Below are 18,480 nucleotides of genomic sequence, written 5' to 3'. Positions count from 1 at the left end.
AAGGGCGGCGTTTGTGAAAAATTTTTTGTGCCGTTTAAAAAGCCTTAGGCCGTCTGAAAGTTCAGACGGCCTGCTTCGGTTTATGATTTATTGTTACCGGAATGGTAGGCATCGTAGGCGTAGTAGTCGTAGCTGTTGTTGGCTTCGCGCTTCATACCGTTGAGGACGACACCTTTGATGTTGATGTGGTTTTGTTTGAGGCGTTCAACGCTGGCCTCAAGCTCTCGTGCACGCGTGTGTGCATAACGGCTGATCATCAGGACGGTGCCTGCATGTTGGCCGATGATGACGGCGTCGGTCACGGCCAATACGGGCGGCGTGTCCAAGATGACGTAATCGTAGCGTTGGCGCGCGTGGGTGAGCAACTCGTTGAAACGTTTGTCCATCAAAAGCTCGGACGGATTGCTAGGATAGCTGCCGCTGCTGATGAGGTGGAGGTTTTCAATGCCGGTCTCTTGTACGGCTTTGGCCGGAGCGGCTTTGCCGTCGAGGATGTCAGACAAGCCGAACTCGGGGGTAAGGCCGAAGAGTCGGTCGAGGTAGCCTTTGCGCATATCGGTATCGATAAGCAGAACGCGTTTGCCGGATTGTGCCATTACGGTGGCGAGGTTGGCCGAGATAAAGGATTTACCTGCTTCAGGCGCGGCACCGGTAATCATGAGGACGTTGTTAGGTGCGTCCAGCATGGAGAAGTAGATGTTGGTGCGCAGGGCGCGGATGGCTTCGACGGCAGTATCGGCGCGGTCTTCACTGGCCAGCAGATAGTTGGAACGGCCGCCGGTTTTCTTGAATTTGCTTTTGAAGAAGTCGCGTTTTTGCTGGGTTTTGGAGTGCGGAACAAGAGCGACGACTTCCAAATTGAGGTTTTCGATTTCTGCAGATGAAGTAATGCCGTTTTTCATGCGGTTGCGAATCATCAGCCACAAAGCGGTCAATGAGCCTGCGGCAAGTGCGCTCAGGAACGTGATGACGGCTTTGCGCGGTGCAACGGGGTTTTCAGGGACATAGGCATAATCGACGATGCGGACATTACCTTGCGCACTGGCTTTCATGATGTTGAGTTCTTGTTGTTTACTCAACAGTTGGACGTAGGTAGCCTGGTTGGTTTCTACGTCTCGGGTCAGGCGGATAACTTCTTGTTGGGTATTCGGTAACTCGGCAATTTGTTGATTAATTTTGTTTTTAGCACGCTCGAGGACGGCAAGTTTGTCCAATACGGCTTTATAGGAAGGGTGTTCCGGCGTGTACAGCTCGGCCAAACCTGCTTCTTCGGTTTTGAGCAGGGTAATTTGGGTTTCGATGCCGGTCAGGCTTTCCAATGCACCTTTGGACTCGAGCGGAATGTCGAGAGAGCCTGATTGTTGGCGGTAGGCATTGAGTTTGTTTTCAGCGTCTTGCAAGGTTTCTTTCAAGCGTGGCAATTCTTCGCTGATGAAGGCCAAACCGCTGGATGCAACTTGGACGTCGCGTTCACGGTTTTGCGCAACGTAGTTGTCGGCAATGCTGTTGAGGATGACGCTGGTACGTTTAGGGTCGGTGCCGGTAAAGGCAAGGTTGATGATGGGGCTGGTTTTACCTTTGCTGATGACCGCCAGTTTGTTTTGGATGTTTTCGATCGCACTGATGCGGGAGAACTTGGTCAACGCAAATTCTTGACCCGGATTGGCCAAGATTTGATCGATTTTGAGGGTGGTGTGATTGTTGATTTTCAGAGGCACGCCGACCTTGCCTTCGACGACGCGTTTGTCAGGCAGGGTAAGGGTATAGGCCTTGTTGCTTTTGGCGGTCAGCGTGAAGGTTTTGTTGAACCATTCGTCTTGTACGGTAAAGCTGCCGACGGTCAATTTAGGATCGGGGTCGCCGCTGATGTTGTGCATCAGGCTGCCGATAACGGGTGTGTATTTGGCTTTGACTTCTTGGTCAAGTTGAAGGTCGTCAACGGTTTTACCCAGCACTAAGCGTGATTGAACCAGCTCGACTTCTGCTTCAGACGGCGTGGTTTGATTGTTGAAGATGCTGTTGATTTCGGTCAGGATTTGGTTTTGTCGCGTTTCAATTTCCAGCATGGCGTCGGCACGGTATTGCGGAGTGGATGCCAAGCTAAAGGCTGCGCCAAGAATGCCGCCTGCAAGCAGGGCAGCGAGGATTTTGTATTTATTTGTCCAAATGACGCGCAGCTGTTGGCCGAAGTCGATTTCGTCGTTGTCTGCGCTGTAAGGTATGTAGGTCGTTTTTTTCATTGCTTGCTTTCTTGTTCATGCCGGTTTTATACCGGTTGAGTTTTTCCGTTTAGTTTGGTTTTCCAAGTGTCTGCGGCAGCATTGAGCTGTTCAAAAACGGCTTCAAACATTTCGCTGCTTTGTTTGTATGGGTCAGGTACGGTTTTTTTAGGCAACCATTGGGCAAACAGCATGGTTTTGCTGCGTGCCGGCGAATGGATGTCGGCCACCATATCGATTTGACTGGGCTCCATCACAAGAATCAAATCGGCCTGTTCGCACATTTGGGCGGTCAGCTGGCGTGCCGTATGGCCTGCAACGATAACGCCGTGTTTGAGTGCGGTTTTAATGGCTTGGAAATCGGCATCCTTCCCTGTCAGTGCTTTTATGCCGGCGCTGCTGATTTGATGGCCGGGTAGTTTTTTCTGCATGATCCGCTCTGCTGTAGGGGAGCGGCAGATGTTGCCTAGGCAGACGATGAGTATGTTGTGGTACATGATATTGTTTTCGGTTTATGGTCTGAAAAAAGCGTGAGTCAGACTATAAGATACTGCTTTTCCGTTTATGTGGTGTGTACGGCTTTTGTATGCCGTTTATGTAATTGGTTTGGATTGTGCGTAATTTTGTATCCTGCTGTCAAACAAGGGTCTGACAGCAGGAACCACTGTTTATTTAAATGTATTGTCGAGGGTGTTGACGTTGCTGATGGAGTTGGTAATTTGTGACATTACGCGGTTCCAACGGGTAACCGGGGCGGCGGTAACGTAAACGGTATCTTCCGAACGCAGTTTGAATTCGCTGCCCAGCGCGTAAGAAGTCGCATCTTTCAGGTTGAGCTGGTAGATGTGGATAGGTTTGGCCGCATCTTCAGGTGCGCGGCGGATCACGAATACGCCGGTTGCATCAGCATAGTTTTGGTTCATGCCGCCGACTTCGCCGAGCGCTTGGGTCAGGTTGAGGCCGTGATTGCCGATCGGCAGGGTGGCTTGTTTGCCGACTTCACCCATGATGTAGATTTTGTTGTTGCTGCTGTTAGGAACGTAAACGATGTCGCCATGGCTGAGAAGATGGTTTTGCGACATATCGCCGTATTGCAGCATGTCTTGCAGGGAGAGGGTGCGGTCGACGCCGTTGTGCGTCCATTTGATGTGTTGGGTGTCGGCACTTTGGGTGACACCGCCAGCCTGGTTGATGGCGTCCAAAATGGTCATCGGGATATTGGTAATCGGCAGCTGACCTGCTTGGTTGATGGCACCGGATACTGAAATGCGTTGCGAACGGAATTCGGTAACGTTGATGGCTACTTGAGGATTTTTGATGTAGCGTTTCAGAAGGTTGGTCAGGGTATTTTGCAATTCGTCCAAAGTTTTGCCTTTGGCTTGAATTTTGCCTGCCAATGGGTAAGTTATGTAACCGCCCTCATCTACCCAGGCACCGCGGCTGACTTGGTTGGTTTGCGGGTTGCTTTGCTGGATAGGGGAGTTGAGGTCGGAGTGCGCCCAAACCATGATATTGAGGACGTCGCCGCTGCCGATGCGGTAGCGGTAAGCACTTTTGCTTTGCTCCAAACCTTGGTTGTTTTGGGAAAGTACCGGCGGCTTGCGCATTTTTTCAATCAGGTTGGGCGTGATGGGGTAAACGGCAACGCGGCTGTCGAGGTTGGTATCGGCTGCGGTGTCGGTATCGGTGTAAACAATGGTTTTGGTTCTGGTTTTGATGGTTGAACCAGGAATAATTGTCGTGCTGTTACAGGCAGTCAGTGCTAATAGAGCAAGTAGGGAGAGCGTTTTTTTCATGTAGTAGTCCTTGCGGGATGGTGTCCGGGCCGTCTGAAAATGTTCAGACGGCATTATTGTTTTGTTGCCAAACCAAATCGCAGATACCGTCTTTAGGTACGAAGCCTGTCGGTGCACGCAGCAGAAGCTGGCGCAGGCTGTCTTGGTCGCTTTTTAGGCAGGCAGTATGGAGTTCCGACAGTATGTCAGATAATTGCGTCCATGGAAGCATTACTTCACTGGCGGTCATAATACGGGGATGAGTGGTTTTTTGCACCTCATCGCCGATGAGCAGTTCTTCATAAAGTTTCTCGCCTGGGCGCAGGCCGGTAATCTTGATTTCGATGTCGCCGTGTGGGTGTTGCTCATCTTTGACTTTGAGGCCGCTGAGGACAATCATTTGACGGGCAAGGTCGATGATTTTGACGGATTCGCCCATGTCGAGGACGAATACGTCGCCACCTTTACCCATTGCGCCGGCTTGGATAACCAGTTGCGCTGCTTCGGGAATGGTCATGAAGTAGCGGGTAATGTCTTGGTGGGTCAGGGTAATCGGGCCGCCTTCGGCAATTTGTTTTTCAAATACGGGGACAACGGAGCCGGACGAACCCAATACATTGCCGAAACGCACCATGCAGAAGCGTGTTTTTTGTTCCGGCTCGGCGGCAAGGGCTTGCAGGCAGAGTTCGGCCATGCGTTTGCTGGCACCCATGGTATTGGTCGGTCGGACGGCTTTGTCGGTGGAAATCAAAACAAAGGTGGAAACGCCTGCATCTACGGCAGCCTGCGCGCAGCAGAGTGTGCCGAACACGTTGTTTTGAATGCCTTCTATGGTGTTGAACTCAACCATAGGGACGTGTTTATAGGCTGCGGCATGGTAGACGGTGTCGACGTGATAGGCCTTCATGATGCTGCTAAGGCGTTCTTTGTTTTGAACCGAACCCAAAAGCGGTACGATTTCGACTTGGCTGCCTTGCGCGGCTTGGGTTTCGCGCAATTCTTTGTCTATGCTGTATAGGGCAAATTCGGACAATTCAAACAACAGCAGTTTGGTCGGACGGCAGTTGAGAATCTGACGGCAAAGTTCGGAGCCGATAGAGCCGCCTGCGCCGGTCACCATCACGACTTTGTCGCTGATGTCGGCGCTCATTAATTCAGGGCGCGGTGCCACAGGTGCGCGGCCGAGCAAATCGACCACAGAGATTTTTTTCAATGAGCTGACGTTGATTTTACCGTCGACCAAATCTTTCATGCCCGGAATGGTCAGGACTTCGCATTTGTATGCTTCGAGGCGGCGGATGATGTCTTTGCGTTCTTCAGGCGTAGAACTTGGAATCGCCAGCAGAATTTTGCGGACGCCGTAGCGGCTGATCAGCATCGGGATTTCGTTGGGGTTGTAGACGGCAAGGTCATAGATGACGGTACGTTGGATTTTCGGGTTGTCATCGACAAAGGCGATGGCCGAGTATTCGTTAACCTGTTTGATGGCTTCCAGTAATTGGCGGCCGGATTGGCCTGCGCCGTAGATGATGACGGGGGTCATTTGTTTGCGGTGATGATCGGTCAGAATCGCACGCAGGATCATGCGCGAGCTGGTAACGCCAACCACCAAGACCAAGAAATAGACGATGGGCAGGGCAAGGTGTAGTTTTTGTTCAAAAATCAGGGTGGTCAGGCAGAACAAGACCGCTGAAATGATGCTGCCGAATGCGGCGGCGGTCAGGACGCGGATGCTGACAAAGCGCGTGACGGCGCGATAGAGGCCGATACGGATGAAAAGGATAATGGTCAGCACAGCGGTGCTGCCGAAAGCCAGCCAGTTGGCGATACTCAACCATTCGTCGGAATATTGCACTTTGAGGCTTTGGGCAAACCAAAACGCCACGAATATCATCAAGATATCGTGGATGACGAAGAAGGTTTTTTTAAGGTTGCGCGGCAGAGCCAGCAGGGTTTCCAAGTTCATTTTATATTTCTTGTGTCTGAGTGTTGTAATGTGGCTTGGTACGGATTGTTTGAAGCAGGCTGTTTTATTTTTTCAGACGGCCTGAAGTTGCAGGCCGTCTGAAAATGATTATGCCGTGGCTTCAGTCAATACGGCTTCGATGTTTTCTTTGCAGAACGCAATTTCTTCATCGGTCAGGGTTGGGTGCACCAAGAACATCAGGCTGGTGTCGCCCAACTCGACAGCGTTTTTCAAACGCTCTTTCGGACGCCAAGGCGTGTCATCGAAGGCTTTTTCTAAATACACCTCTGAGCAGCTGCCTTGATAGCATGGGACTTTGCGCGCGGTCAGTTCGTTGACGATGCGGTCGCGTGTCCAGCCGTCTTTCATGTGTTCAGGTTTGACGAAAACGTAGAACTTGTATTGCGCGTGTTCGATGTAGTCGGCCACTTCGACCAAACGGATGCTGGCAAATTTGCCCAAGCTTTCAGCCAGTTTGGCGGCGTGCGCTTGACGGCGGGCAGTCCATTCGGGCATACGTTTGAGCTGGATGCGGCCGATGACAGCCTGCATTTCCATCATGCGCCAGTTGGTGCCGAAGCTTTCGTGCAACCAGCGGAAACCGGGTGCGTGTTCGCGGTTGTACACGGCATCGTAGCTTTTGCCGTGGTCTTTGTACGACCACATTTTGCTCCACAGCTCTTTGTCGTTGGTGGTGACCATGCCGCCTTCGCCGCCGGTGGTCATAATTTTGTCTTGGCAGAACGACCAAGCACCGACGTGGCCGATAGAGCCGACGGATTTGCCTTTGTATTTCGCACCGTGCGCTTGGGCGCAGTCTTCGATAACCCACAAGTTATGTTCTTTTGCCAACGCCATAATGTCGTCCATTTCGGCCGGCATACCGGCAAGGTGAACCACGATGATGGCTTTGGTGTTTGGCGTCAAAGCGGCTTTGATGGTTTCGGCGCTGATGTTTTGGCTGTTCAAATCGACATCGGCGAACACAGGATTTGCACCGGCGGTCACGATGCAGGATGCGGAAGCCAAGAAAGTGCGCGAAGTGACAATCACATCATCGCCTTGGCCTATGCCCATTGCTTTGAAGGCTACGTCCAAAGCCAACGTACCGTTGGAAAGGGCGACGGCGTATTGTGTGCCGACAAAAGCAGCAAATTCTTTTTCAAATTCGCGACATTCCATACCTGTCCAGTAGTTGACTTTGTTGGACAGCAGGACTTTGGAAACGGCATCGGCTTCTTCTTGAGTAAAGCTTGGCCATGGGGAGAGTGATATATTAAGCATTTGTTTTTCCTGCGAAAAGACTGGTTGAGCCTTTGGGGGCGATTTCTTCCAGCAGTTGGCGGTTGATCAGGGTGTATTTCTGACCTTTGATTTCGACGTATGCGCCGTCGTAAGGCGGGAACCAAAACGCACGGATTTTTTTCTCCACATCGTCGCCGTCGCGGATTTGCTTCATGGCTTCCATCTCATCACGGCTGACGTAGCGGCCACCGATGTTTGGCGTAGTCGGCAATTTGGTTTTTGACTCGATGGCGCGGGTGATGATGCGTCGCGCGAAATCTTCCAATGCCTGCATGGTTTTGCGTTCGAGCGATTGGGCGGTTTCTGTTTCAGCTTCGATAGGGAAACGATCCACTTCGATGATTTCGCCGGTATCGATGGAAGCATCGACGTAGTGGGCGGTATTGCCCCATTCGTTCAGCTCGTCCATGATGGCTAGGTTGTAGCCGCCTGTGCCTTTGTATTCGGGCAACAGCGCAGGGTGGAAGTTGATCGTGCCTAAAGTCGGAATGCTCAGGAATTCATCACGCAGCTTGCGCCAGTAAAGGACAGACAAGCCCAAATCGTATTTCAGACGGCCTTCTCGCATTGCTTCCAAAGCCGTATCGAAGGTGTACAGGGGTAAGCCCAATTCCTGCGCGGCAGCCGTGGTCGGCGAGCCTTGCAGATGGCTGTCGGTCAAGACACCGACGATTTCGATATGGTCTTGTTTGGTCAAAAAACGAAGCAGGTTGGCGGAAACCTGTTTACGACCCATAAATAAGATTTTCATGGAGAAATGTCCCTTATGCATTTGCTTTTTCGGTGGCGGAAGTTGTCAGTGTAGCCAATTCTTCCAGGGTGTTTATCCAAAGGGTGGGCTGGTATTCACGACCGTATTGCTCGGGATCGGCTTGATGAATATTGTGCGGCTTAGGCATGATGCCTATGGAGAGCCAACCCAGTTTGTTGGGTGCGACAAAATCTTTTTTGATGTTGTCGCCGATGTAGATGAAACGTTTTGCAGCTGGATATTTGTTTTGCAGGAAGACAAAACGCTTATCGTCGGGTTTTTCCGATTGCATGGCTTCTGAAATCAAAACGTTGTCAAACAAATCGGTCAAACCCAAGGCCTGTATTTTCAAACGCTGTGTCAGACTGCGGCCGTCTGTAATCAGGGCGCGTGCGGCAAAAGGGCGCATCAGCTTCTGTAAAAAAGACGGTTCGACATAGGGTCGGATAACAGGCCTGTGTAGTCGATATTGCCACAAAAGTGATTGTTTCTCTAGTTCGTTTAATTTGCAATGATGACACAAATTTTCGAGCCAGTCTTTACTTTTATTGTCTGCAATTTCATTTAGTACGTCGGCATCGTATTGTGGGTAAAGCGACGTAATTGTCCCTACAACTGCCTGTATTCCGGAGCATTTGTAGTCGTACTCAGAGTAAAGCGTATCGTCAAGATCGAAGACGATGACGGATTCTTCCGGTTTAATCATGTTCTCTTACCAAAATCTTAGCATCATAACGAAGCATGATTAAATTGTTTTCCCAGTCGTCGGAGAAAGGGATGTCTTGGCCGCCGATGTATTCTTGAATCAGCCAGCCCGGATAGTTGCCGCCTGCGGCGTAAGTCAGCGGGAAACCGCCGCCGAAACGAGGGTTGATTTCCACGCCGTAGGTCGTGCTGTCGGTTTTGCTGACGAAGAATTGCGCGGTAATGCAGCCGCGTGCGCCTTCCAATACGGCCATTTTTTCAACCAGCTCTTTATACAGGGCATTGCGTCGGGTTGCGCCTTTGCTGACTTCGCCGGTGCGCACTTCCAAACGTTCACGAGGAATGGCGCATTTCAGACGGCCTTGACGGTCGTAATACATATCGACGGTAAATTCGGAAAAAGTATTCTCGATATCGATGTATTGGGTGAACATCATTTTCGGGTCTTCGGTAATGTCGACAGTCAAATCAGCCGGTGTGTTGATTTTTTTCGCACCGATGGCGCGGCTGCCGTCATAAGGCTTGGTAAAACATGGGAAAACCAGGCGGTCCCGTTCGTAAATTTCAGGCGAACGGATGCTGTATTGTGCAAACAGGCCTGAGGTCAGGCGCTTGTCGCGGCACAGGGTAATCAGTTTTGCATCGGAAATGACAATATGTATTCCTTCAGCTTCAAAACGGTCACGTGCTTCGGCCAGTTTGAGCAGCTCGGTATCGATGGTTGGCACAATCAGACCGATGTCGTGTTGTTTGGCCAACTCGAAAATGCTGTCAATGTATTCGGCTGCATCGATACGCGGCACGCTGAAAGTGCGGTCGGCAACATGGCAGGCAGAAGACATGTGGGGGTTGAGGTCAGTGGCAAAAACGCCGATACCGTCTGAAAAACGTGCGGCTTCGGTTTGAAAGTCCTGCACCAATTCGACACGGCGACCTGCCGACAGAATCAGTATATTATTTTTTTTCATCAGTTTTGTTACCCGTGAAATAAGGCATTGTGGCTTCCCCTTCGGCTGAGATGCCTTCTTTGACGAAGACTTTTTTAACTGTCAGGAACAAAATTTTGATATCCAGCCAAAAGCTAAAGTTGTCGATGTACCAAACATCGTGGGCGAATTTTTCATCCCATGAAATGGCGTTGCGGCCATTGACTTGAGCCCAACCGGTCACGCCCGGTTTCATTTCGTGGCGGCGGTTTTGAAAGTCGTTGTACAACGGCAGATAGTGCATCAGCAGCGGACGAGGGCCAACTAGACTCATCTCACCTTTTAAGACATTCCATAATTCAGGAAGTTCGTCCAAACTGGTGGCACGTAATTTTTTGCCGAAATCGGTCAGGCGTTCGCTGTCCGGCAGTGGGTTGCCGTCTTTGTCGATTGCATCGCGCATGGAGCGGAATTTAATCATTTTAAAAGGCTTGCCATCTTTGCCCGGCCGCTCTTGGATGAAGAACACGGGCGAGCCTAGGTTTTTACGGATGAGGTACACCAAAATCAAAAACACAGGCGACAGGATAATCAGTCCTGAAGCGGAGGCGACAATGTCAAACAGGCGTTTGAAAAATTTATTCATGAGCTAATCTTTCAATCAGGTTGACGATTTTTTGATAGGCAACGTCGCGCTTGAAACGGCGGACGATTTCTTCGGACTGAACAGGATCGTTTTTGCGCTTCAAAATATCTTTGGCGGCTTGAACGAAACCGTCCACATCGCCGGAACGGTAGTTCGCATGCGGCAGCAGGGTAAGGACTTTGGCAACTTCGTCGTTGACCTGGCTGTTCAGAATCGGTTTTTGCAAAGCCATATAGTCGGAGAGTTTGTTGGTAATCGATGCCATTGAATAGGACTGGATGGCGTTGATGGCAATGTCGCAGCCCTTGGCAACCGACATCATTTCGGCATAGGGAATGTAGCCGTAAAACTTGATGTCGTCGCAGGCGTATTGTTTGAGCCTGTCCAAATCAGGGCCGCCGCCCATGATGTGCAACTCGACGTTTTCGCCGGCGTCCAACAGCTTGAGAACGCCTTTGCACACGGTTTCCACATCATAGCTGTAACTGAGCGTACCCAAGTAGAAAAAGCGGGTTTTGTCGTCACCAAAATCTTTGGCAGGCGCGGCATCGAGTTTCGGAAAGTCGGCACCGATATAGACGACTTCGCCGGGTACGTTCGGATTGGCTTCTTTGGCGCGGTCGAGATAAGTCTGTGATACGGCAACCAGCGCGTCGGCGTAGCGGTAGGCTTGGTTGGCGCGTGAAGCAAAGGGCAGCAGGTTGTGTGGTACTTTTTTCAAAAAAGGTACGACCGAGGAGAAAGACTCCGGCCATACGTCCTGCACATCGACAATCAGTTTGTAGCCCAAACGCGCTTTGTGTTTGCCCAACAGCAGGTTGGTGGCAATCAGCGGATAGGCGGAAAAGACGACGTCTTGTTCGCCCGGACGGCAGTTTTCCAACCATTTTTCAAAATGTTTGACGAAGTGGTGATGGCTGGCCAAGCGTCCTAAAGACACGTTTTTGCTGTATCCGCTTTCTTCCAACAGCATGACTTTCAGACGGCCTTGTGAGGCGGCCTTGGCATCTTCGGGCCGTCTGAAAGATTTGTCGTAGTGCTTGAAGTTGCTGGTAATCAGCAACACGTTATGCGACTGCGACAACAGCTCGGCAAGATACCAGAAGCGGTTGAAATGCGGTTCGGACGGCAGTGAGCAATAAGGGGCGACGATGGTAATGTTCATGTTTCAGACAGCCTTACATTTCGTACGCAGCCATGGTGGTGCGGTAGATTTCGTCGTCGGAGCATAAGGTTTCGACGTGTTTGTGCAGGGCTTTACCCATTTGACCGCGCAACTCTGGATGCTTGATGAGTGTATCGACGGCTTCGATAAATGCTTCGTCATCGCCGAAAGGAATGCAGTAGCCGGTTTGGCCGGTAATGACCATTTCCGCAATGCCCGCCATGTTGTAGGTTACGACAGGCGTGTCGTAAAGGCCGGCTTCCAAAATATTGTTGCCGACACCTGCGCCGTGGTCGCCCACGCAATGCGGTGTGTTCACCAAAATATCGACTTCTTTGAAGTAGCCGGTCAAGTCGCGGACGCCGCCGAGGAAGGTGACTTTATCTTCAATGCCCAAACGTTTGGCTTGGGCTTTGAGGTTGTCCATTTCTTCGCCGATACCTGCAACATTGAGGCGTACAGGCATACCGCGGTCAACCATTTTCTTCAAAATATCCAACATCAGATGTACAGCGCGGACGGTGTCCAAACGGGAAAGCGTGCCCAGTTGGACATAGTCTTTGACTGTTTTTTCAGGAATGAAATCTACTTTGTGCAGGGCATTGTAGGTGTAGGTGATGCGGTTGGCAGGGAAACCGTAACGGATGAGTTTTTCACGTTCGTGTTTGCAGTTGCCGATGATGTACACGCCCAGCTTGTCGAAAAGCTTGGCAATTTTCGGATAAGTTTCCGGATCAAGGCCGCGCGCGTGGTAGAACACTTTGGTTTTCGGCGAGGCAAACTTGGCCGCAATGGCGCAGGCCGGAACGATACGTGCCATTTGGCAGTGAATCACATCGGGCTTCTCTTTTTTCAGCAGTTTCATATAGGCAAACATGCCTTTGACGTAACCCAAAAGACCACCTTGGTAAAAATCAATCGGCTGCCAACGGATGCCCAATGCTTGCGCTTCCTGAATCAAAGGGCCGTCTGAAGAGGCCAATACGATATCGTGTCCGCGTTGTTTGAGCAGGCGACCAAGGCGGAAAGTGGCGTTTTCAGTGCCACCGAGGCCAGACATGGAGGTAGTCAGGGTGATTTTCATGATATTCCCTTTGTTTTAGATGGGGTATAGCTATATGTGTAAGCGGCCTGATTTTGTAATTTGGATGCGACAAATGCGCTGTAAATGTAAATCAGCAGGCAAGGTAGCCAGATGAAGGGCATACGCAAAATGGTGGACGGAATAAAACCTGCCAACAAGAAAATGCCCAAAGTTACCCAAGCCAGTACGCGTGATTTGTTGGTTAGTGCACGGCTTGAGGCAGTGTAGAGGAAATAAAACGCTACAAATGCAATAAAACCGAGCAGGGAAATTATGCCGAAACCCAAATACAGTTCGATGATGAAACTGTGCGGATTTTCAAAACCTAGGCTGTTACTCAAGTGGCCGCCAAAATAGTCGCGAAAATTTTTTGGTCCGTAGCCGGTTAGCAACAGGGGCGGATTATTCCAAAAATAGTTGTAAATCTCCTGACGGTAGGACACAGAGTTGTCGCTGTCTAAATCGAATAGAAAAAGGTACACGCGGCTGGAAAAACGTTCAAGAAAAGGGTTGCCGTTAAGTGACAGCAAAAATTCCGCGATGACACGGGATGGAATCATCGATAATATTAACGCGAGCAGTCCTGTGGCAATAACGGTAATAAAACCATTTTTACGATAAGCTATATAAATGAGTGAAATCAAAAGGTAGCAGGCAATAGCTGTGCGTGATACGCAAACAAAAATGGCCATACCTAGTAGTAAATATAATCCCCAGCCCAGTAGTTTCTCTTTGTGTTTGCGTCCTTGCAGTTGAAAGAAAAATAGGATGGCGGGTGCGAGGCAAACCGCAGTGGCAGCAAGGTTGTTGGGGTTGAAAAACAGCCCTTTGAGCGAGCCTTCTTTAATGGCCAGTTCATCACTGGCACTGACAAACTGAATGCCGGTAATCAATTCCACAAATGGTGGAATGGCAACATAAAGGGCAAAGACCAATAAAAACTTCTGAATAACGCCCAATGGATCTTCAGCGCGCATAAGCACTTGGTAAAACAAGTAGAAAAAAACCGGCACCGCCATAAAAAACAAGATGTCCATGTATTGAGTCGGTATCAGCGATGTAATGCCCATGTGGATGGCCGGCCAAATACACATGGCGGCCAGGGCGCAGAGCATGACAAAAATTTTGCGCGGAATATGCTTGCCCTCCAAAAAGAATACGGCAAGGCCAATCAATACGAACAACAACGATAAAGGATTATCGATGCGCGGTACGCCGATTTTAAAAGACAGCGCGGGCCCCAGCATATAAGCTGTAAACATGATGTATAGGATGTAAGTGTATAAATTTAGACGTTTTATTTTCATAGTCGTTCTGTTGTTATCGTAGAGACATGAATCTCAGGTTGGCTATTTTGCCGAACGGTTTAATTTGGCTTTGATTTTTTCGGTCGCGGCAAATAGTGCGTGTTTGTATTTTAGGAACAGGAAACCCAGTCCGACTGCCCATGCCAGCGCAAACCAGATGTAGTTGTCGCGCGTACCCAGCCAAGTATAGGCAAGGCAGATTATCAGGCAGAGCGTTGAGTTGGTATAAATCTTCAGGCGCGGCAAAGGCTGCCACAGGCGTGAAGAGAATTCGGTTTTAAAGATGAAAAACAGCCAAAAAGCCGTTGCGCTGGCCATAGCCGCACCTTTTGCACCGAATTTCGGTACCAGCAGATAGAGCAGGGCGGTATTGGCGATAAAGGCAACGATGTTGATGACGGTAATCAGCCAAGTCGAGCGGACAACGTTCAAACCGATGCCGCTGACTTCGGTCAGCGTGTAAAACAGGGGGAAGAGCATACACGAGAGCAGGATAAATTGAACCTGCGTGTATTTTTCCGGCAGTATCCAAGTCACCATCGGCGAGAAAATCCCAATGAGGCAAATCATTGCGCTGATGAGGACGGTCATGGAAAGCGTGATATCGCCGATTTTGTCCAGATTGGTTTTTTCTTCTACCCATTTGAACACCAAAGGCGCCCAAATGGTGGAAAACACACTTTGGAAAATCAGGGCGACGGCACCAAAGCTGACTGCCATCGAATAAATGCCCAATTCGTCCAAACCCGAGATGTCTTTGAGGACAAAGCGGTCAATCGAAGTCAGGCCCCAATAGGCCAAGTTACCGAATGCCAGCGGCAGGCCGTAGCGCAGTCCGTCCCGATGCAGCTCGGACGACCATTTCGCATGGGAAACGGCTTGCAGGTCTTGGCGCAGCTGATATATCAACAGTACAACGGTCAGCACTTGGGCTGCGGTGTAGGTAAAAACCAGCGAAGTAGTATTGGTAGGCAAGCCGGAAGCAATCACGGCAAAAACCAACACCAAAATCAAGAATTTCGGCGCAAGCTGACTGACGGAAAAAGCCAATGCTTGCTCTTTCATCCGCAAAATCAAGGCTAAAAAACGGGTAATCAGCGTAGTGGCCAAGAAAATCAGAAAGAGAATCCCCAAATTTGCACTGGGGATGTCAAAAATGATTTCAGACGGCCATGATGCGTTTATCAGTAACACTAAAACCACAACCGCCACAGTCAGAATCAATGGCGATAAAAAAACGGATTTGAACAGCGCGGCCTTGTCTTTAACGGCGTAATAGTCGCGAATATAGGATTGGTCCAGCCCCAAGCCCAGCAACAGGATGCTCAGTCCGGCAATGGTCTGCAAGAGTACGATACGGCCGATGTCTTCCGCAGGGAAGTACCATGAGATGAGCGGCAGGGAAAGCAGGCCGAAAGCGGCGCTTCCTATCGGGCCCAATGCGTAGCCGAGGATTTTTTTCGCGTTCATATTATTTGTTTTCAGACGGCCAGAAGTTCGAGCTGAGCGTTTTTCGTAAGAGATGCGTTATTACCGTTGCCGGTTTCCCAAGGCCGTCTGAAAAAACAAATGGCCTTGGGAAACCGGCCGCCGTCCTAGTCGGGGAAACCGGAGGCAGCCGGATGCGTCTGAAGCAAGATTATGCTTTGATGACTTTAGGATTTTTCACTGGGAATTTGCCGCGTGTATCGACAATCAGCTTGGCATGTTCGGTGATCATGTCATAGTCGAATTTGTCGTGATCGGTGGTCAGAACCACGCAATCGTATTGGGCGACAGTTTCAGGAGTCAGCGCTTCGCTCTTCAGGTCGAAGTAGTGGTGGCCGGGGATGTGCGGAAACTCTGGAACGTGCGGGTCAGAGTAGGAAACCACTGCGCCCAGTTTGTGCAGGCGGTCCATAACTTCCACAGATGGGCTTTCACGCATATCGTCCACGTTTTTCTTGTAGGCGATACCCAATACCAAGATTTTGCTGTCTTTGATAGAACGGTTGTGGTCATTCAAAGCCAGGCCGACTTTTTCGATAACGTAGTCGGGCATATGGGAGTTTACTTCACCGGCCAGCTCGATGAAGCGGGTGTTTACGCCGTATTCGCGTGCTTTCCAAGTCAGGTAGAACGGGTCGATAGGGATACAGTGGCCGCCCAAACCAGGACCCGGGTAATAAGCAACGAAGCCGAAAGGTTTGGTTGCAGCGGCATTGATGACTTCGTGAATGTCGATGCCCATTTTGTCGGCAACGATTTTCATCTCATTCACCAAACCGATGTTTACGGCGCGGTGGATGTTTTCCAAAAGTTTGGTCAGCTCGGCCGCTTTGGTGGAGCTTACTGGAACAACTTTATCGATGGCAGGTTGGTACAGCGCAAGACCGACTTCCAAACAGGCAGGGGTATGGCCGCCGATGACTTTTGGAATAGTACGGGTTTCAAAGTTAGGGTTACCCGGGTCTTCACGCTCAGGAGAGTAAACCAAGAACACGTCTTGACCGACTTTCAAGCCGCCTTCTTCCATGCGTGGCAGCAATTCTTCTTCGGTAGTACCGGGGTAGGTGGTGGATTCTAAAGACAGCACTTGACCGGCGCGCAGGTAAGGTTTTACCGCATCGGTAGTGTCAATCACAAAGCTCATGTCCGGCTCACGGTATTTGTTCAGCGGAGTCGGTACGCACAAAATGACGGCTTCTACTTCGCCAATGCGGGAGAAGTCGGTCGTTGCTTCAAACAAGCTGTTGGAAGCAGCGGCAATTTTGTCGGAAGGGATATGCTCAATGTAGCTTTCGCCTTTGTTGAGCTTGTCGACTTTGTTGGTGTCAATGTCGAAACCCAAAACTTGGTAACCGATATCCACATAGCGCAACATCAGTGGTAAACCGACGTAGCCTAAGCCAACGATGCCGATTTTTGCGGTCTTATCGGCAAATTTTTGTATCGTAACGTTTTTCATGATGTCTTTCGTTTAATGAATGAGTAAATCGGGAGTGTTTTCCCGATGCCTGAGTTGTTTGCTGCAACCGCATAGCCATAGCCGGCTGCCGTATCGTGTGAAGCCTTAAAACCATACTTATAATTACATTAGACGGAATCATAAGCACTTATCTGATTCGTCTCAATCAAAAAAGTTTAACGGTCGTTCAGACGGCCTGTAAGGTATGAAAAAGGTATTTTTGAATATTGAACTTTTAGAAGTTACACTCAACTAAATGTTTTAATTTTAAATATTGCTTTGTCAAATGCATGGTTCATGAAATTAAACCACCGTTTATTTCGTTTAAAACCCTTCTAGAATAAAAACTTTTAATAAATTTTCATGGCTTAACTTATCTTAATAATTCATACTTTCGTAATTAAAAAAAGGAAAATTTGTCGACAATCAGCTTAAGGATAGTTAACACAAGTCAAAGTTTTAAGTTGGAATACGTTGTAGTCATTATAATATTTCGATGAAAAAACACATTTATTGCTATGTAAATGATAGATATATTCTATTTGCAATGGTTTAATTATTAAATTAAGGCAATTAGACGGATTTTTTTCGGAGAACCCATTTAATGTCCTGCCCGATGATTTCTACTGATTGACTTTGCCAAGGGCCGTCTGAAAGTAGGACGTCCGGATTTTCAGGAAGGGAAAAAAGAGGTTTGCCTGCGCCTAACAGTTTCGGCGCTTGGTAGAGGACGATTTCATCCACCAAGTCATTCTTCAGGAAGGCTGAAGCAAGTGTTGAGCCGGCTTCTACCAGAACTTCGCCAAAGCCAAGTTCTGCCAGTTGCGGCATGAGTGAAAGAAGATTGATGCGGCCGTTGATGTGTTCAGACGGCCTGATGATACGGATATGTTCAAATGCACTTAGAGCCTGCAAACGTTGTTCGTCTGAGGAAAGGGTAACGATAACGGTCGGGCTTTCGGTATCGGTAACGAGGTGGCAGTCCAAAGGGATTTGCAGTCGGCTGTCCAAGACGATACGCGCAGGTTGGCGCAGGGTGGGAAAGCTGCGGACATTGAGTTTCGGGTTGTCGGCAAGTACGGTACCGATACCGGTCAAAACGGCGCAACTTTCGGCACGGAGAATTTGTACGTCTTCGCGCGCCGCTTCGCCGGTAATCCAAAAGCTGCGGCCGTCTGAAAGGGCGGTTTTGCCGTCTAAACTGGCGGCACACTTGAGGCGGACAAACGGTCTGCCGCGTTCGATACGCGACAGGAAACCGCGGTTGAGCTCGCGCGCCTGAGCTTCCAACAAACCGCTTTCTGTACGGATTCCGGCGGCTTCCAGCATAGACAAGCCTTTGCCTGCGACCAACGGATTAGGGTCGGTCATGGCGGCGACTACGCGCGTTACGCCGGAATGAACCAGCGCTTCGGCGCACGGTGGTGTACGGCCGTAATGGCTGCAAGGTTCCAGCGTGACATAGGCTGTTGCGCCTTTTGCCGCCGCTCCGGCCTGCCTTAACGCGTGAACTTCAGCGTGCGGCTCGCCTGCTTTGACGTGGAAACCTTGTCCGATGATTTGGGCGCCGTGTGCAATCACGCAACCGACGCGGGGATTGGGGGAAGTAGAAAACCGCCCAAGCTTGGCCAGCTCGAGGGCGGTTTGCATCATTTGGGTATCAAGTGCGGAAAACATGGTTTCA

General features: G+C 49.9%; 15 protein-coding genes. All 15 read right to left on the bottom strand.

Translation table 11 applies throughout. The annotated features are described in order from the left end of the window. Positions 1 to 80: 80 nt before the first annotated feature. Positions 81 to 2,240 (bottom strand): polysaccharide biosynthesis tyrosine autokinase, encoded by a 2,160-nt coding sequence (locus ACTHRE_RS04650; protein ID WP_440344864.1) that lies wholly within the window; start codon positions 2,238 to 2,240, stop codon positions 81 to 83. A 26-nt stretch (positions 2,241 to 2,266) separates the two neighbouring features. Further along, positions 2,267 to 2,716 (bottom strand): low molecular weight protein-tyrosine-phosphatase, encoded by a 450-nt coding sequence (locus ACTHRE_RS04645; RefSeq protein WP_070460478.1) that lies wholly within the window; start codon positions 2,714 to 2,716, stop codon positions 2,267 to 2,269. A 171-nt stretch (positions 2,717 to 2,887) separates the two neighbouring features. Further along, on the bottom strand, positions 2,888 to 4,015 hold the full coding sequence (locus ACTHRE_RS04640) for a polysaccharide export protein (protein WP_377073678.1): 1,128 nt from the start codon (positions 4,013 to 4,015) through the stop codon (positions 2,888 to 2,890). Positions 4,016 to 4,058: 43 nt separating this feature from the next. Further along, positions 4,059 to 5,960: a polysaccharide biosynthesis protein gene (locus tag ACTHRE_RS04635; RefSeq protein ID WP_107792221.1), complete on the bottom strand. Its 1,902-nt coding sequence runs from the start codon at positions 5,958 to 5,960 to the stop codon at positions 4,059 to 4,061. A gap of 108 nt (positions 5,961 to 6,068) precedes the next feature. Further along, a complete protein-coding gene (locus ACTHRE_RS04630; RefSeq protein WP_070460472.1) occupies positions 6,069 to 7,244 on the bottom strand; it encodes a DegT/DnrJ/EryC1/StrS family aminotransferase in 1,176 nt (391 codons plus the stop codon). Then, positions 7,237 to 8,016, bottom strand: a complete 780-nt coding sequence (locus tag ACTHRE_RS04625; protein ID WP_070713705.1) for a methionyl-tRNA formyltransferase — start codon at positions 8,014 to 8,016, stop codon at positions 7,237 to 7,239. The genes ACTHRE_RS04630 and ACTHRE_RS04625 overlap by 8 nt, the downstream gene beginning before the upstream one ends. Before the next feature lie 13 nt (positions 8,017 to 8,029). Further along, positions 8,030 to 8,722 (bottom strand): HAD family hydrolase, encoded by a 693-nt coding sequence (locus tag ACTHRE_RS04620; protein WP_377073676.1) that lies wholly within the window; start codon positions 8,720 to 8,722, stop codon positions 8,030 to 8,032. Then, positions 8,715 to 9,689 carry an ATP-grasp domain-containing protein gene (locus tag ACTHRE_RS04615; protein WP_377073675.1) on the bottom strand — a complete coding sequence of 325 codons (975 nt, stop codon included), beginning with the start codon at positions 9,687 to 9,689 and terminating at the stop codon, positions 8,715 to 8,717. The genes ACTHRE_RS04620 and ACTHRE_RS04615 overlap by 8 nt, the downstream gene beginning before the upstream one ends. Beyond that, complete coding sequence (locus ACTHRE_RS04610) at positions 9,676 to 10,293, bottom strand: sugar transferase (RefSeq protein WP_049333552.1); 618 nt, start codon at positions 10,291 to 10,293, stop codon at positions 9,676 to 9,678. The genes ACTHRE_RS04615 and ACTHRE_RS04610 overlap by 14 nt, the downstream gene beginning before the upstream one ends. Further along, positions 10,286 to 11,458, bottom strand: a complete 1,173-nt coding sequence (locus tag ACTHRE_RS04605; protein WP_377073674.1) for a glycosyltransferase — start codon at positions 11,456 to 11,458, stop codon at positions 10,286 to 10,288. The genes ACTHRE_RS04610 and ACTHRE_RS04605 overlap by 8 nt, the downstream gene beginning before the upstream one ends. 13 nt (positions 11,459 to 11,471) lie before the next feature. Beyond that, a complete protein-coding gene (locus ACTHRE_RS04600; protein ID WP_377073673.1) occupies positions 11,472 to 12,542 on the bottom strand; it encodes a glycosyltransferase family 4 protein in 1,071 nt (356 codons plus the stop codon). Next, complete coding sequence (locus ACTHRE_RS04595) at positions 12,539 to 13,849, bottom strand: O-antigen ligase family protein (protein ID WP_377073672.1); 1,311 nt, start codon at positions 13,847 to 13,849, stop codon at positions 12,539 to 12,541. The genes ACTHRE_RS04600 and ACTHRE_RS04595 overlap by 4 nt, the downstream gene beginning before the upstream one ends. Positions 13,850 to 13,891: 42 nt before the next feature. After that, positions 13,892 to 15,319 (bottom strand): oligosaccharide flippase family protein, encoded by a 1,428-nt coding sequence (locus ACTHRE_RS04590; protein WP_377073671.1) that lies wholly within the window; start codon positions 15,317 to 15,319, stop codon positions 13,892 to 13,894. A 169-nt stretch (positions 15,320 to 15,488) separates the two neighbouring features. After that, the gene (locus tag ACTHRE_RS04585; RefSeq protein ID WP_070460459.1) at positions 15,489 to 16,796 is read right to left on the bottom strand and encodes a nucleotide sugar dehydrogenase; all 1,308 of its coding nucleotides are present in this window, start codon (positions 16,794 to 16,796) and stop codon (positions 15,489 to 15,491) included. A gap of 573 nt (positions 16,797 to 17,369) precedes the next feature. After that, complete coding sequence (ribD, locus tag ACTHRE_RS04580; RefSeq protein WP_377073729.1) at positions 17,370 to 18,473, bottom strand: bifunctional diaminohydroxyphosphoribosylaminopyrimidine deaminase/5-amino-6-(5-phosphoribosylamino)uracil reductase RibD; 1,104 nt, start codon at positions 18,471 to 18,473, stop codon at positions 17,370 to 17,372. Between the last annotated feature and the right edge of the window lie 7 nt (positions 18,474 to 18,480).

Origin of the sequence: Neisseria sp. P0001.S007, assembly GCF_051963655.1 — a bacterium.
Taxonomy (GTDB): domain Bacteria; phylum Pseudomonadota; class Gammaproteobacteria; order Burkholderiales; family Neisseriaceae; genus Neisseria; species Neisseria subflava_A.
Note: the sequence above shows the minus strand (reverse complement) of the source record. Positions and strands in the feature narration are given on the sequence as shown.

What these genes read in the sequence shown, in the direction of transcription:
- ACTHRE_RS04620 (WP_377073676.1), bottom strand. Translation starts at nt 8,722, where the DNA reads ATGATTAAACCGGAAGAATCCGTCATCGTCTTCGATCTTGACGATACG.
- ribD (WP_377073729.1), bottom strand. Translation starts at nt 18,473, where the DNA reads ATGTTTTCCGCACTTGATACCCAAATGATGCAAACCGCCCTCGAGCTG.
- ACTHRE_RS04585 (WP_070460459.1), bottom strand. Translation starts at nt 16,796, where the DNA reads ATGAAAAACGTTACGATACAAAAATTTGCCGATAAGACCGCAAAAATC.
- ACTHRE_RS04605 (WP_377073674.1), bottom strand. Translation starts at nt 11,458, where the DNA reads ATGAACATTACCATCGTCGCCCCTTATTGCTCACTGCCGTCCGAACCG.
- ACTHRE_RS04595 (WP_377073672.1), bottom strand. Translation starts at nt 13,849, where the DNA reads ATGAAAATAAAACGTCTAAATTTATACACTTACATCCTATACATCATG.
- ACTHRE_RS04630 (WP_070460472.1), bottom strand. Translation starts at nt 7,244, where the DNA reads ATGCTTAATATATCACTCTCCCCATGGCCAAGCTTTACTCAAGAAGAA.
- ACTHRE_RS04600 (WP_377073673.1), bottom strand. Translation starts at nt 12,542, where the DNA reads ATGAAAATCACCCTGACTACCTCCATGTCTGGCCTCGGTGGCACTGAA.
- ACTHRE_RS04625 (WP_070713705.1), bottom strand. Translation starts at nt 8,016, where the DNA reads ATGAAAATCTTATTTATGGGTCGTAAACAGGTTTCCGCCAACCTGCTT.
- ACTHRE_RS04650 (WP_440344864.1), bottom strand. Translation starts at nt 2,240, where the DNA reads ATGAAAAAAACGACCTACATACCTTACAGCGCAGACAACGACGAAATC.
- ACTHRE_RS04640 (WP_377073678.1), bottom strand. Translation starts at nt 4,015, where the DNA reads ATGAAAAAAACGCTCTCCCTACTTGCTCTATTAGCACTGACTGCCTGT.
- ACTHRE_RS04590 (WP_377073671.1), bottom strand. Translation starts at nt 15,319, where the DNA reads ATGAACGCGAAAAAAATCCTCGGCTACGCATTGGGCCCGATAGGAAGC.
- ACTHRE_RS04645 (WP_070460478.1), bottom strand. Translation starts at nt 2,716, where the DNA reads ATGTACCACAACATACTCATCGTCTGCCTAGGCAACATCTGCCGCTCC.
- ACTHRE_RS04610 (WP_049333552.1), bottom strand. Translation starts at nt 10,293, where the DNA reads ATGAATAAATTTTTCAAACGCCTGTTTGACATTGTCGCCTCCGCTTCA.
- ACTHRE_RS04635 (WP_107792221.1), bottom strand. Translation starts at nt 5,960, where the DNA reads ATGAACTTGGAAACCCTGCTGGCTCTGCCGCGCAACCTTAAAAAAACC.
- ACTHRE_RS04615 (WP_377073675.1), bottom strand. Translation starts at nt 9,689, where the DNA reads ATGAAAAAAAATAATATACTGATTCTGTCGGCAGGTCGCCGTGTCGAA.